The 13,285-nt window shown below is 61.6% G+C and carries 12 protein-coding genes; 4 read left to right on the top strand and 8 right to left on the bottom strand.

Translation table 11 applies throughout. The features are described 5' to 3' along the window. Nucleotides 1–5 precede the first annotated feature (5 nt). From FHX16_RS13300 to FHX16_RS13290, 3 genes are all read left to right on the top strand, one after another. Entirely contained in the window at nt 6–1,637 is a 1,632-nt protein-coding gene (locus tag FHX16_RS13300) for an alpha-D-glucose phosphate-specific phosphoglucomutase (protein ID WP_183862308.1), read from the top strand. 7 nt (nt 1,638–1,644) lie between these two features. Further along, nucleotides 1,645–3,612 (top strand): glycogen debranching protein GlgX, encoded by a 1,968-nt coding sequence (gene glgX / locus FHX16_RS13295; RefSeq protein ID WP_183862310.1) that lies wholly within the window; start codon nt 1,645–1,647, stop codon nt 3,610–3,612. Between the two features lie 87 nt (nt 3,613–3,699). Further along, a complete protein-coding gene (locus tag FHX16_RS13290) occupies nt 3,700–4,185 on the top strand; it encodes a MaoC family dehydratase (protein ID WP_016557057.1) in 486 nt (161 codons plus the stop codon). A 36-nt stretch (nt 4,186–4,221) separates the two neighbouring features. Here the strand turns inward: FHX16_RS13290 and FHX16_RS13285 are convergent, their stop codons facing one another. From FHX16_RS13285 to FHX16_RS13265, 5 genes are all read right to left on the bottom strand, one after another. Then, nucleotides 4,222–4,617: a VOC family protein gene (locus tag FHX16_RS13285; RefSeq protein WP_183862312.1), complete on the bottom strand. Its 396-nt coding sequence runs from the start codon at nt 4,615–4,617 to the stop codon at nt 4,222–4,224. Between the two features lie 151 nt (nt 4,618–4,768). Continuing rightward, the gene (locus FHX16_RS13280; protein ID WP_183862314.1) at nt 4,769–5,317 is read right to left on the bottom strand and encodes a sarcosine oxidase subunit gamma; all 549 of its coding nucleotides are present in this window, start codon (nt 5,315–5,317) and stop codon (nt 4,769–4,771) included. Then, entirely contained in the window at nt 5,310–8,303 is a 2,994-nt protein-coding gene (locus FHX16_RS13275) for a sarcosine oxidase subunit alpha (RefSeq protein ID WP_183862315.1), read from the bottom strand. Before FHX16_RS13275 ends, FHX16_RS13280 begins: the two co-directional genes overlap by 8 nt. Further along, nucleotides 8,300–8,641 (bottom strand): sarcosine oxidase subunit delta, encoded by a 342-nt coding sequence (locus tag FHX16_RS13270; protein WP_183862317.1) that lies wholly within the window; start codon nt 8,639–8,641, stop codon nt 8,300–8,302. The genes FHX16_RS13275 and FHX16_RS13270 overlap by 4 nt, the downstream gene beginning before the upstream one ends. A 12-nt stretch (nt 8,642–8,653) precedes the next feature. After that, complete coding sequence (locus FHX16_RS13265) at nt 8,654–9,907, bottom strand: sarcosine oxidase subunit beta family protein (RefSeq protein WP_183862319.1); 1,254 nt, start codon at nt 9,905–9,907, stop codon at nt 8,654–8,656. Between the two features lie 422 nt (nt 9,908–10,329). On the opposite strand from FHX16_RS13265, the gene FHX16_RS13260 reads away from it, so the two are divergent. Further along, complete coding sequence (locus FHX16_RS13260; protein ID WP_183862321.1) at nt 10,330–11,766, top strand: DUF1254 domain-containing protein; 1,437 nt, start codon at nt 10,330–10,332, stop codon at nt 11,764–11,766. A gap of 92 nt (nt 11,767–11,858) precedes the next feature. Here FHX16_RS13260 and FHX16_RS13255 read toward each other — a convergent pair whose 3' ends face one another. The 3 genes from FHX16_RS13255 to FHX16_RS13245 form a co-directional block, all read right to left on the bottom strand. Further along, nucleotides 11,859–12,077, bottom strand: a complete 219-nt coding sequence (locus FHX16_RS13255; RefSeq protein ID WP_183862323.1) for a hypothetical protein — start codon at nt 12,075–12,077, stop codon at nt 11,859–11,861. 34 nt (nt 12,078–12,111) lie between these two features. Next, complete coding sequence (rpsU, locus tag FHX16_RS13250; RefSeq protein WP_007527643.1) at nt 12,112–12,351, bottom strand: 30S ribosomal protein S21; 240 nt, start codon at nt 12,349–12,351, stop codon at nt 12,112–12,114. Between the two features lie 457 nt (nt 12,352–12,808). After that, on the bottom strand, nt 12,809–13,018 hold the full coding sequence (locus FHX16_RS13245; protein ID WP_016557048.1) for a cold-shock protein: 210 nt from the start codon (nt 13,016–13,018) through the stop codon (nt 12,809–12,811). Nucleotides 13,019–13,285 lie beyond the last annotated feature (267 nt).

Here is a 13,285-nt window from a genome sequence, read left to right as displayed (position 1 = left end):
AGAAAATGATAAAATCCGTATCCACTACGCCCTACCAGGATCAAAAGCCGGGCACGTCCGGCCTCCGAAAGAAGGTTCCGGTATTCCAACAGCCGAACTATGCCGAGAACTTCATCCAGTCGATCTTCGATTCGCTGGAAGGGTTTCAGGGCAAGTGCCTCGTCATCGGTGGCGACGGACGCTACTACAATCGCGAAGTCATCCAGAAGGCGATCAAGATGGCCGCCGCCAATGGCTTCGGCAAGGTGATCGTCGGCAAGGGCGGTATCCTGTCCACCCCGGCAGCCTCGCACATCATCCGCAAATACAAGGCTTTTGGCGGCATCATCCTGTCGGCCAGCCATAACCCCGGCGGCCCGACCGAAGACTTTGGCATCAAATACAACATCAGCAATGGCGGCCCGGCACCGGAGAAGATCACCGACGCGATCTATGCGCGAACGAAGGTGATCGACACCTACAAGATCGCCGATTTCGCAGACGTCAATCTCGACCGCATCGGCAAGGACGAACTGCCGGGCGGCATGATTCTCTCCGTGCTCGATTCGGTGGAAGATTACACGGCACTCATGGAAGAGCTGTTTGACTTCCCCGCGATCCGCAACCTCATCAGCCTTGGTTTCCGCATCGCCTTCGACGCGATGAGCGCCGTCACCGGCCCCTACGCCAAGGAGATCTTCGAAAATCGCCTCGGCGCGCCGTCCGGCTCGGTCCGCAATTTCATGCCGCTGCCCGATTTCGGCGGCCACCATCCGGATCCGAATCCGGTTCATGCCAAGGAACTCTACGACGAGATGATGGGCGACGACGCGCCCGATTTCGGCGCGGCGTCCGATGGTGACGGAGACCGCAATCTCATCATCGGCCGCGGCATCTTCGTCACGCCCTCCGATAGCCTTGCGATTCTCGCCGCCAACGCCAATCTCGCGCCCGGTTATTCGGGCGGCCTCGCCGGCATCGCCCGCTCCATGCCGACATCAGGCGCTGCCGACCGCGTGGCCGAGCGCCGCGGCATCGGCATGTACGAGACCCCGACCGGCTGGAAGTTCTTCGGCAACCTGCTCGACGCCGGCATGGCGACGATCTGCGGCGAGGAAAGCGCCGGCACCGGCTCCAACCACGTGCGCGAGAAGGACGGCCTTTGGGCGGTTCTGCTGTGGCTGAATATTCTCGCGGTGCGTGGTGAAAGCGTGCAAGAGATCGTCACGCAGCACTGGCAGACCTACGGCCGAAACTACTATTCGCGTCACGATTACGAGGGCGTGGACACCGAGGCAGCAAATGGCCTGGTGGCAAATCTGCGCAGCCAGCTCGCTTCGCTGCCCGGCCAGAGCTTCGGTCCGCTGAAGGTCGAGAAGGCGGACGACTTTGCCTATCACGACCCGGTCGACAAGTCGGTCAGCGAGCATCAGGGCATTCGCATCCTGTTCGAGGGCGGCTCGCGTGTCGTCTTCCGCCTTTCCGGAACCGGAACATCTGGCGCCACTCTGCGCGTTTATCTCGAGCGATACGAGGCGGATTCCACCCGTCACAACATCGAGACGCAGCATGCGCTAGCCGACATTATCGCTGCCGCGGAGACCATCGCGGATATCCGCAGCCGCACTGGCCGCGACGCTCCCTCCGTGATTACCTGACCGGAACATGGCGGCGAACAAGACCCGGCAAGGCGGAGCAACCCTCTTCGAGACCGGCGTCGATTTCGCCGTGTGGTCGCATAATTCAGGACAGATCGAACTGTGCCTGTTCGGCGACGACGACAAGGAACTGGCCCGCTTGCCGATGGAGCGAGGCGATGACCACGTGCATCGCCTCTTCGTCGACGGATTGAAGGAAGGCGCGCGCTACGGCTATCGTGCCGACGGTGTCTACGCCCCCGATAGCGGCCTCTGGTTCGATCCATCGAAGCTTCTCGTCGATCCCTATGCCAAGGAACTCGATCGCCCGTTTAGCCACGATCCGCTGCTCGGTAGCTTCGGCGCCGACACGCAGCATCTGGTGCCGAAGGCTATTGTCACCCGCGATGTGCCGGTGAAGCAAACAAAGCCGCTCTTCGAGCCGGGTGGCTTCGTCTACGAGGTCGCTGTTCGCTCCTTTACCAAGCTGCATCCGGATGTACCCGAAGCCCAGCGCGGCACGGTCGCCGCCTTGGCGCATCCCTCGGTGATCGCCCACCTGAAGCGGATCGGCGTCGATGCCGTCGAGCTCATGCCGATCACCGCCTGGATCGATGAGCGCCATTTACCGCCGCTCGGCCTGAGAAACAGCTGGGGCTACAACCCCGTCGCCTTCATGGCGCTCGATCCGCGGCTCGTGCCGGGCGGCATGGCGGAACTTCGCGACACCGTTGCGAAACTCCACGGAGAAGGCATTGCCGTCATTCTTGACCTCGTCTTCAATCATACCGGCGAGAGCGATCGCTTCGGCACGACGCTGTCGCTGCGTGGCCTCGACAATCTCTCCTTCTATCGCCATTTGCCACAGCGCCCCGGCGATCTGGTCAACGATACCGGCACCGGCAACACCGTCGCCTGCGATCACCCCTATATCAGGCAGTTGATCATCGACAGCCTGCGGAATTTCGTGCTCGGCGCCGGGATAGATGGTTTCCGCTTCGACCTTGCCCCCGTCCTAGGCCGCACCGCAAGCGGCTTTGAGGGCACTGGGGAAACGCTGACGGCGATGCTCGCCGACGAGGTTCTAAAAGATCGCGTGATGATCGCCGAGCCTTGGGACATCGGCCCCGGTGGCTATCAGCTCGGCAATTTCCCGGTGCCATTCCTCGAGTGGAACGACCGTGTCCGCGACGATATCAGGTGTTACTGGCGCGGCGACGACTGGAAGACCGGCCCATTGGCGACTGCGCTTGCAGGATCCTCTGACATCTTCGGCCGCAACGGCGGACAGGCGACGCGCAGTGTCAATTTCCTCGCGGCCCATGACGGCTTCACGCTCAACGATCTCGTCTCCTACAGCGGCAAGCACAACGAGGCGAACGGCGAGGAAAACCGCGACGGCCATAATGAAAACCACTCCTGGAATAACGGCATCGAGGGCGAAACTCGCTATCCCGATATCATCCGCCGGCGACGCGACGACCTGAAGGCGCTGCTGTCGACGCTCTTTACCAGCCGCGGCAGCATCATGCTGACGGCGGGCGACGAAGCCGGCCGCACTCAGCGCGGCAACAACAATGCCTACTGCCAGGACAATGAAATCACCTGGATGGATTGGGCAGCGCTCGACGACGAACTCGTTGCCCACACCGCCTTCATCTCCGGCCTGCGCAAGCGCTTCTCCGCCTTCTCTCAAGCAGCCTTCCTCAACGGCAACGGCGATGTCGAATGGATATCGCCTTCAGGCCAGCCGATGACCGTCCAAGAGTGGGAAACCCCGAATTTTTCGACGCTCGGCATGCTACTTGCAACCCGAGACGAGCAAGGCGGCAAGGCCACGCGCTTGGCGGTGCTCTTCAATCGCTCGGGCGGCGAGGAAGTCTTTACGCTCTCTGGCTCCGGCTCTTGGCGGCATCTGGCCCCCGATGCCGCCAAGAAGTCGGTGGCATCGGCCATCGTGCCGCGCCGTTCGGTGGCTTTCTATCTCGAAAGTTGATCAGCCGAGTTCAACCCTGCAATTCCTTGTCGCAATCGTCACAATCCCATTGTAAGGCTTGCGCAGCCGCTTTCTCATGAGGAATCAATGGTCAAGGAAATTTCGCTCGCGGACGTCCGTGGGCTGGTGGGCACTGAAACCGGCCTCTCGGACTGGATCGTCGTCGATCAGACGATGATCGATGCGTTCGCGCATGCGACCAACGACCATCAGTATATCCACGTCGATCCGGAGCGCGCCGCCGCGAGCCCGTTCGGCGGCACAATCGCCCATGGCTTCCTCACGCTCTCCCTGCTCTCGGCCATGAACTACAACGGGTTGCCCAAGGTCCGCGAACAGACGATGGGCATCAACTACGGCTTCGAGAACGTCCGCTTCCTGTCGCCCGTGAAATCAGGCGCGCGCATCCGCGGCCACTTCGTCCTTGCCGAAGCCCGCTTCCGCGGCGCCGGCATGTTGATGACGACCTACGAGGTCTCGATCGAGATCGAGAACGAGAAGAAGCCGGCGTTGACCGCACGCTGGATCACCATCATCCAGTTCGACCCAAAGGACCGGCCTGAGGACGCCTAGCGCCGACCTTAACGAGCGACCATGCGCGGTTCGCGGCTATGGCGCACCGTTGATCTCAACGATGTTGCAATCGGGATCGAGCAGATAGGCTTGCGGAAAACCTGCCGGCCCGTCACGTCTCAGACGCAGCCGCCAGGGATCGCCCTCGGGCGCATCCTCGCGAAAACCCTTGGCGATCAGTCCGCGGATGCAGCCGTCGAAATCATCGGTGCGGAACGCGAAATGTCCGTCGGCCGTGTCTATCGTGGCTGCGCGCCGGAAGGTGCCAGTCGGATGGACGATGAGGTGAACCTGCAGCGCGCCGCAGGCGAACCACGCTCCAACGGTACTGAACGCTGGCCGCTCAATTTGTTCGAGGCCGAACACATCGCGATAGAAGGCGACCGAACGGTCGATGTCCGTGACGACAATGGAAACGTGATGCAGCATCATCGAAGACACCCCGCATTCGTTGCGATGGCGCTCCGATCGGGACCGCGCCCAGCGGATGATGGCACAAATGTCGGCAATCCTGCAACGTGAAGCTGATCGGGGGGCGGCACAAGGGCATTCCCCCGATCAGCAATTGCATCCTGGTTGCACTTCAGTGCCCGGCGTCTTCAGCGCCCTCAGCCAGCAGGCCAAAAACGAAATCCGCGAACGAACGCCAGCACTCGACGCGGAAAGTATCGTCCTCGGTGCGGAAAAGCACGATCTCGGCCTTTCCGAACAGCGTGCGCGAGCAGGCGCCCACGGGGAAGGCCTCGAGCGACAGATCCTGCGGGCAGCCCGCCGAAATTGTCGCTTCCGCCCCGGGACCGGAGACGATGATCGCGACGTTGCGGTGCGAAACGTCGGTTGCCGAATGCAGCACGGCCGACTTGGCGAGCGGCGCCATCAGGTCTGCACCGGCCTCGTCGATGACAAGCCATTCGTCCGGCCCGAGCCAGAGGGCCGCACGGCCACCCTTGCGGCCTGACGTTTTCGGGGACGGCGGGACCGTGACACCGAGCGCGGAGGAAAGAGCCTTGAGCGACTCCGCTGGTGCGCGAAGCGCCACGCGGGTTGCCGCTGGCGCTGCCGTCAACCGTACCGTGGCCGAACCACCGTGACGGCCGGAAAGCACCGACTTGCGAACTGCCGTATCAGCCATTGATGCGGCCTCCTTCCTTGTCAAAGAACACCATATCCGTCACCTCGACGGCAATCGTCTTGTCGGGCATCGGCACGTAGAGCGTCTCGCCCATCCGCTTGCGACCACCGGCGACCAGCGCAAACGCGATCGACTTTCCGAGGTTTTCCGACCAGTAGGACGATGTGACGTGCCCCAGCATCGTCATCGGCTTCGGCTCGTTCGGGTTGGCAACGATCTGCGCGCCCTCCTCGAGCACGATCTTCGGATCCTTGGTGATGAGGCCGACCAGCTGCTTGCGGCCTTCCTTGACCAGATCCGGGCGCTTCAGGCCACGAATGCCGACGAAGTCGGTCTTCTTCTTCGATACCGCCCAGTTGAGGCCGGCATCATCAGGCGTCACGGTACCATCCGTGTCCTGGCCGACGATGATATAGCCCTTCTCGGCGCGCAGCACGTGCATGGTCTCGGTGCCGTAGACGCAGGCGCCGAGCGGCTCGGCATTGGCCCAGACGGCTTCGAGCACCGACTGGCCGTAATCGGCTGGAACGTTGATTTCGAAGCCGGTTTCGCCGGTAAACGACACGCGGAAGAGACGTGCCGGAACGCCCATGACCGTGCACTCGGCAACGCTCATATGCGGGAAGGCCTCGTTGGAGATATCGACGCCCTCGACCAGCGGCGCGATGATCTCGCGCGCCTTCGGACCCTGCACGGCGATAACGGCCCACTGCTCGGTCACCGAGGTCAGCCACACCTTCAGATGCGGGAATTCGGTCTGCAGATAGTCTTCCATGTGATTGAGCACACGCGGCGCGCCGCCCGTCGTCGTCGTCACGTGGAAGCGATCGTCCGCCAGACGCCCGACGACGCCGTCGTCGTAAACGAAGCCATCATCGCGAGTCATGATGCCGTAGCGGCACTTGCCGGGCTTCAGCGTGTCCCAGGCGTTGGTGTACATCAGGTTCATGAACTCGGCGGCGTCAGGCCCGACGACCTCGATCTTGCCGAGCGTTGAGGCATCGAACACGCCAGCCACATCGCGCGCCGTCTTGCATTCGCGCGCGACCGCCTGGTGCATGGTTTCGCCGGCACGCGGATAAAACCACGCGCGCTTCCAGTTGCCGACATCCTCGAACACGGCGCCCTGGGCTTCTTCCCACTGGTGCAGCGGCGTCTTGCGCGTCGGGTCGAACAGATCGCCCCGCGAATGCGCGATCAGCGTACCGTAGGTCACAGGCGTATACGGCGCGCGGAAGGTGGTAAGACCGACCTGCGGGATCTCCTTGCCCAGCATCTCGGCTGCGATCGCCAGGCCGTGCATGTTGGAGAGCTTGCCCTGGTCGGACGCCATGCCGTTCGTGGTGAAGCGCTTGATGTGCTCGATCGAGTGCATGCCTTCGCGCACGGCAAGGCGGATATCCTTGGCGCAGACGTCGTGCTGGAAATCGATGAAGGCCTTGGCGCTGGTCTCGGGACCTGCCCCTTCCGCCGCACCGATCATGCCACCCGTCCACTGATGCGCCTGCTCGGACGAGATGCTGATCTTGCCGCCCGCCTTCTTGCCCGCCGCCTGTGCCATCAGTTCGCCCGCGGCCAGCGATTCCTCGATCGTCTGCTGCAGGTCGTCGGTGCCGTTGCAGGCGCCGACGGAGAGGCAATCCTGCGCATAGGTGCCGGGCAGGAAGCGCTGCGTTTCCGGCTCGAAAGCGACCTTGCCGCGCGACTGCGAGAACAGGTGGACGGAAGGCGTCCAGCCGGCGGAAACCAGCAAGGCATCGACCGCGATCTTGCGTGGCGAGCCGCCGCCGTTGCGGGCAACGGTCATCGACGAGATGCGCAGCTTGCCTGAGGTGTTGACGACCGACTGGCCAGCGAGAACATCGATGCCGAGCGAACGTGCCTCCGCCAGGACCGCCGCGCCCGGCGTCTGCCTGCAATCGACGATCGCCGCGATCTCGACACCTGATCGCTTCAGGTCGAAGGCCGCCTCGTAGGCCGAGTCGTGCGCCGTATAGACGCCGACCTTCTGGCCGACGGCAACGCCGTACTGGTTGAGGTACATGCGCGCGGCCGATGCCAGCATGATGCCCGGACGGTCGTTGTTCGGGAAAACCATGTGGCGCTCGATGGCGCCATTGGCGAGGATGACGCGCTTGGCGCGCAGCTGCCACAGGCGCTCGCGCGGCAGATGGCGGCTCGGGTTTGCGACATGGTCGGTCACGCGCTCGGCGAGACCGATGAAGTTATGATTGTAATAGCCGAAAGCGGTGGTGCGGGTCAAAACCTGCACGTTGCTCATCGCCTTCAGGCTGGCAACCGTCTTCTGTGCCCATTCATAACCATCGAGGCCGTCGATCTTGACGCCGCTGTCAAAACGCAGCGCGCCGCCGACATCGGCCTGCTCGTCGCAGAGGATGACCCTGGCCCCCGATTGCGCTGCCGCGAGCGCTGCCGAAAGACCGGCAACGCCGGCACCGACGACAAGCACGTCACAATGCGCATAGCGGCTGGCATAGTGGTCCGGATCGGCTTCCTTGGGCGCGACGCCGAGACCGGCCGCACGGCGGATCATCGGCTCGTAGACATGCTTCCATGCCGCCTTCGGCCACATGAAGGTCTTGTAGTAGAAGCCGGCCGCGAAGAAGGGGGACATCAGGTTGTTGATGCCGCCGATATCGAAGGAAAGCGACGGGAAACGGTTTTGCGATTCGACGATCATGCCGTCGAACACTTCCTGCACCGTGGCGCGCACGTTCGGCTGCTTGCGGGCGCTGTCGCGCGCCACGTCGATCAGCGCGTTCGGCTCTTCCGCACCGGCCGAGAGAATGCCGCGCGGGCGGTGATACTTGAACGAGCGGCCGACGAGATGGATGTTGTTGGCGATCAGCGCCGAGGCGACGGTATCGCCCTCGAGCGCCGTGTAGCTCTTGCCGTCGAAGGTGAAGCGCGCGGTTCTGGCCGGCGTCAGGCGACCCTTGCCTGCGATACGGTTCGTGCCGCTCATTGTGCCTCTCCTTCGAGTTGTTCGTAGGTCTCGACGGGAGCATGCGGAACGGCGGCCTCGCCGATCGTGGGCTTCGGCTCGCCTGCCTTGTAGGTCATGATGAACTTGTCGCTGATCGTGTCGCGCGCCGCGTTGAAGAAGCGGCCGCAACCGTTGAGGTGGCGCCAGCGTTCGAAGATCAGCCCCTTCGGGTTGTCGCGCAGGAAGAAATATTCCTCGAACGCCTCGTCGGAGATGTCCGCGATATTGGTGGGGCGGGCGATATGCGCATCGCCGGCGCCGCGGAATTCGAGCTCGGAGCGCTCTTCCTGACAGTATGGGCAATAGATAAGAAGCATGGTGTCCTCGTGTCAGTGCGCGACGGCGGCGGCGGCGGCTTCGTCGATCAGACGGCCGGTGCGGAAGCGGTCCAGCGTCAGGCCGGCATTGAACTTGTGCGCCTCGTCGCGGGCAATGAGGTGCGCGAAGAGATTGGCCGAGCCCGGCGTCGCCTTGAAGCCGCCGGTGCCCCAGCCGCAGTTGACGTAGAGCCCCGGAACCGGCGTCTTCGACTGGATGGCCGAACGATCCGGCGTGTTGTCGACGATACCGCCCCACTGGCGCATCATCTTGACGCGGCGGAACATCGGGAAGAGCTCGCAGATGGCATCGAGCGTATGCGTGATGATCTGCAGGCCGCCGGTCTGGCTGTAGGAATTGTACTGGTCGGTGCCGGCGCCGATGACGAGCTCGCCCTTGTCGGACTGCGAGATATAGGCATGCACCGTGTTGGACATGACCACGCAGGGGAAGATCGGCTTCAGCGGTTCGGAGACCAGCGCCTGCAGCGGGCTCGATTGCAGCGGCACGCGCACATCGGCCATCTTCATGACCGTCGTCGTGTGGCCGGCGGCCGAGACACCAACCTTCTTGGCGCCGATGAAGCCGCGATTGGTCTCGACACCGGTAACCCGCCCATCGGGGCCGCGGCGGATACCGGTCACTTCGCAGTTCTGGATGATGTGGACGCCGCGATCGGACGCAGCACGCGCATAGCCCCAGGCCACCGCGTCGTGACGCGCCGTGCCGCCGCGACGCTGGAGTGCTGCACCGTTGATCGGATAGCGGGCGCTGGCGGAGATATCGAGCGGCGGACAATAGGCCTTGGCCTGTTCCGGCGTCAGCCATTCATTGTCGATGCCGTAGAGGCGGTTGGCATGGATATGGCGCTTGAAGGACTGCTGGTCGTGCACATTGTGCGACAGCATCATCACGCCGCGCGGCGAGTACATGACATTGTAGTTGAGATCCTGCGAGAGGTTCTCCCAGAGCTTCATCGAATGCTCGTAGATGTGCATGCTCTCTTCATAGAGATAGTTCGAGCGGATAATGGTCGTGTTGCGGCCGGTATTGCCGCCGCCGAGCCAGCCCTTTTCGAGCACCGCGACATTGGTGATGCCGTGCTCCTTGGCGAGATAGTAGGCCGCACCCAGACCATGCCCGCCGCCACCGATGATGATGACGTCGTATTCAGCGCGCGGCTCCGGCGAGGTCCACTGCTTCTCCCAGCCCTTGTGGCCTCTGAGGGCCTCCCTTGCCACGGCAAAAACCGAGTATCTGCGCATCCGCCTTCATCTCCTTCGGGAAAATGGTCCCTTCTCGTCGGCATACAAATCGCAAATCCAAAAGCGGCACAACGTTTCTTTTGCGACGCGGACCGGCTTTTGTTTTGACACGACGCGAAGAATGAATGAGGTCGCGCGATCTCAGCGCGTCGAAGCAAGCCGAACAGGAATGCTGCAAGTGCCGGCAGTGGCCTCTCGCCCGCCACTCCTGTTATTTTAGACTGTTTGCACTTACAATTTTTGGGCGCATAGTTCACCCGCTGCCAAGCGCTCCTTTTGCGCGTTGAGGGTTTCGAGTCGGCAGCAATGACAACATTCATAGGCCAGACGCCGGCGTCGTATGGGTTGCTGTCCAATCTGGCATAAATGTAACCGGCCGACACGGCACGATGCCCGCTGTCTGGTCTCAGGGAGGATTAGCCATGCAATCGCATTTCATCACCCTTACCGTTAGCCTGCTTTTATCAGGGGCTTGCCTGAGCGGCCCTGTCGTCGCCGCCGAGGACGCCCTGACGAAGGAGGAAGCGGCGTCGATCGGCGTCGACGCCTATCTCTACCTCTACCCGCTGGTCACCATGGATATCACCCGCGCGCAGGCAACCAACGTCGAGGCCGGCAAGACAATGGGCCGAGGCCCGGCCAACATGTTCACCAACGTCCCGCAATTTCCGACTGCCGACTTCAGGGACGTCGTTCGACCCAATTTCGATACTCTCTACTCGATTGCCTGGCTCGATATGACAAAGGAGCCGATGATCGTCTCGGCTCCTGATACGAACGGCCGCTTCTATCTGCTGCCCATGCTGGATATGTGGTCTGATGTATTTGCCTCGCCGGGTTGGCGCACAACAGGAACGGCGAAGGCCGATTTCGCCGTTGTCCCGCCTGGCTGGACAGGCAAAGAGCTGCCCGCCGGAACACAACGGATCGATGCGCCGACGCCGTATGTCTGGGTCATCGGACGCACGAAAACGGATGGGCCACCCGATTACGACGCCGTTCACAAGATCCAGGCTGGCTACACAGTCACGCCGCTGTCGCAGTGGGGCAAGACGGTTGAGCCGGTGAAGGTCACGATCAATCCTGACATCGACATGAAAACCCCGCCAAAGAAGACAGTGGACGGGATGACGGCAGTGGATTTCTTCGCCTATGCAGCGGAGGTGCTGAAGGTCAATCCGCCGCACATCACCGATCAGCCGATCATCAGCCAGATGAAGCGAATCGGGATCGAACCGGGAAAGAGCTTCGATAAAACCAAGATCGCACCCGACATCGCCGCCGCTTTGAAGGATGTACCGGCCGCAGCACAAAAGCTGATGGAATGGAAAGTCCCGTCGCTTGCGCGCGTGGCCAACAACTGGTCGATGAACACCGACACGATGGGCGTCTACGGCAATTATTATCTGAAGCGGGCGATTGTCGCGCAGCTTGGTCTCGGCGCCAACCTGCCGGAGGACGCGATCTATCCCCTCAACCTCGGCGACGAGAAGGGAAACCCGCTAAACGGAACGAACAGCTACAAGCTTCACTTCGACAAGTCGAACCTGCCGCCGGTCAAGGCGTTCTGGTCCGTCACACTTTATGATCCGGAGGGTTTTCAGGTCGCCAACGATCTGAACCGGTTTGCCGTCAGCAGCTGGATGCCGTTCGTCTACAACGCCGACGGGTCGCTTGATCTCTATTTCCAGAACAAGAGCCCAGGCGAGGACAAGGAAGCGAACTGGCTACCAGCACCCGCCGGGTCATTCAACCTGACCATGCGCCTTTACGGACCGGCAAGCGAAGCGCTCACCGGGAAATGGAATCCGCCCCCGATAGAAATGGTGCCTGCGCTCCAACAGGTTACCGCACAGTAGTGCATCCGCACCTACGGCATCTCGCGCTCCGAGCCCAGCTCGGCTCGACCAATGAGAGCCCTCGCGCCCAAAGGCGCGAGGCTGTCTGGGGATTAAGCCGACTTTGACACAGTTCGACGCTTCTTGGCCGGGGCGGCCGCCGGCGGCGCTTCGGCCTCCTGCTGCAGGCGCAAGGCCTTCAGTCGCTCCGTTTTCTTTTCGCGCGCCGCAGCTTCGGCCGTGATGATCGCTTTCGCGGTCGTATCGGTGGCAGCTGCCTTGTCGCGCGGAGAGAGCTTGGCCGGATTGAAGAGTTCGTCTTTTGAAGTCATCTGCTTCCTCTGTCTAGACCTGCCAGACGGCAGGTCAGCGGGCCGGGCGCACTGCCTTCTTCGGAGCCGGAAGAAGACCTTCACGCTGAAGCTTCTTGCGCGCCAGCTTGCGCTGACGGCGAACGGCTTCGGCCTTCTCACGAACACGCTTCTCGGAGGGCTTTTCGTAAGCGCTGCGCGCCTTGAACTCGCGGAAGAGACCTTCGCGCTGCATTTTCTTCTTCAGGACACGGAGCGCCTGGTCGACATTGTTGTCTCGAACGAGAACCTGCAAATTCTTTCCTTTCGTGCGGCAAACTCATTTGCCGATTGGTCAGAGTGGAGACTACTTCCTCACCCTGAGGCTTGACGTTTTCAGCCAGGATCCGCCCTGGATATCCGCAATGGCGTCGTCTCTCGGCGTAGGGGATGCCGACTGACTCATGTCGATATCGCTCTCAAGGATCCGCCGATCAAAGTTTTCGCCTTCAAAGCGAACACGATATTGTGCGCGACTGCCGTCAGACGGAAGAATCGCCGCGATCCTGCAGGTCCTGCTCGCCTGTTCGGTACGGACGAAACCGCCCTTTAGAACGATGCTGTCGCCGATAGCATATCTTGGCATAGGTGCCATTTGGTTTTCACCGAACTGTCTTGATCATCAAAAGCATAAAAGGCCGGGTTTGATCCCGACCTTCGCCATCAGGCTCTCGGCTGCCAGTACATCCGTGGTCAGCCAGGCCGAATGAGAATTAAGCTGAGCGCAGGTTGTCGGCAGAATTCTTGCCGGACTTCTTGTCGCGAACGAGATCATAGGTGATCTTTTGGCCGTCGGACAGGTTTCCTAGACCAGCACGTTCAACCGCGGAGATATGAACGAAAACGTCCGTGCTCCCATCGTCCGGCTGAATGAAGCCGAAACCCTTGGTGCTGTTGAACCACTTAACGGTACCTGAATTCATAACGATCTCCTTTCAATAGTCGTTACTGCCCATGCGTTTATTCACAAGGCTAAGATCGATTTTGAGAGGAAATCTGACGGAGCTTCGCGCTCTTTGACAAAGGTCACAACCAACAGTCGATGGCTTACATATAAGGCAAACTACGGAATAAACAAGGCAAGGAACCGGGCTTTTGATCCCGACACGTGCACAAGGCCGCGGTGCAGCCCCCATTGGCGACGCCCCAGCTATGCTGATGTCGCCGTCTTCCACACTCAAAAAAAACTG

Source organism: Rhizobium sp. BK661, from assembly GCF_024808825.1.
Classification (GTDB): domain Bacteria; phylum Pseudomonadota; class Alphaproteobacteria; order Rhizobiales; family Rhizobiaceae; genus Rhizobium.
The sequence above is the reverse complement of the archived record's forward strand: the minus strand, read 5'-3'. Positions and strand labels throughout refer to the sequence as shown.

Bases quoted from the DNA above. Each gene is read 5' to 3' on its own strand.
- FHX16_RS13265 (WP_183862319.1), bottom strand. From the start codon at position 9,907: ATGCGCAGATACTCGGTTTTTGCCGTGGCAAGGGAGGCCCTCAGAGGC.
- FHX16_RS13290 (WP_016557057.1), top strand. From the start codon at position 3,700: ATGGTCAAGGAAATTTCGCTCGCGGACGTCCGTGGGCTGGTGGGCACT.
- FHX16_RS13300 (WP_183862308.1), top strand. From the start codon at position 6: ATGATAAAATCCGTATCCACTACGCCCTACCAGGATCAAAAGCCGGGC.
- FHX16_RS13245 (WP_016557048.1), bottom strand. From the start codon at position 13,018: ATGAATTCAGGTACCGTTAAGTGGTTCAACAGCACCAAGGGTTTCGGC.
- FHX16_RS13285 (WP_183862312.1), bottom strand. From the start codon at position 4,617: ATGATGCTGCATCACGTTTCCATTGTCGTCACGGACATCGACCGTTCG.
- FHX16_RS13280 (WP_183862314.1), bottom strand. From the start codon at position 5,317: ATGGCTGATACGGCAGTTCGCAAGTCGGTGCTTTCCGGCCGTCACGGT.
- FHX16_RS13275 (WP_183862315.1), bottom strand. From the start codon at position 8,303: ATGAGCGGCACGAACCGTATCGCAGGCAAGGGTCGCCTGACGCCGGCC.
- FHX16_RS13255 (WP_183862323.1), bottom strand. From the start codon at position 12,077: ATGACTTCAAAAGACGAACTCTTCAATCCGGCCAAGCTCTCTCCGCGC.
- FHX16_RS13260 (WP_183862321.1), top strand. From the start codon at position 10,330: ATGCAATCGCATTTCATCACCCTTACCGTTAGCCTGCTTTTATCAGGG.
- glgX (WP_183862310.1), top strand. From the start codon at position 1,645: ATGGCGGCGAACAAGACCCGGCAAGGCGGAGCAACCCTCTTCGAGACC.
- FHX16_RS13270 (WP_183862317.1), bottom strand. From the start codon at position 8,641: ATGCTTCTTATCTATTGCCCATACTGTCAGGAAGAGCGCTCCGAGCTC.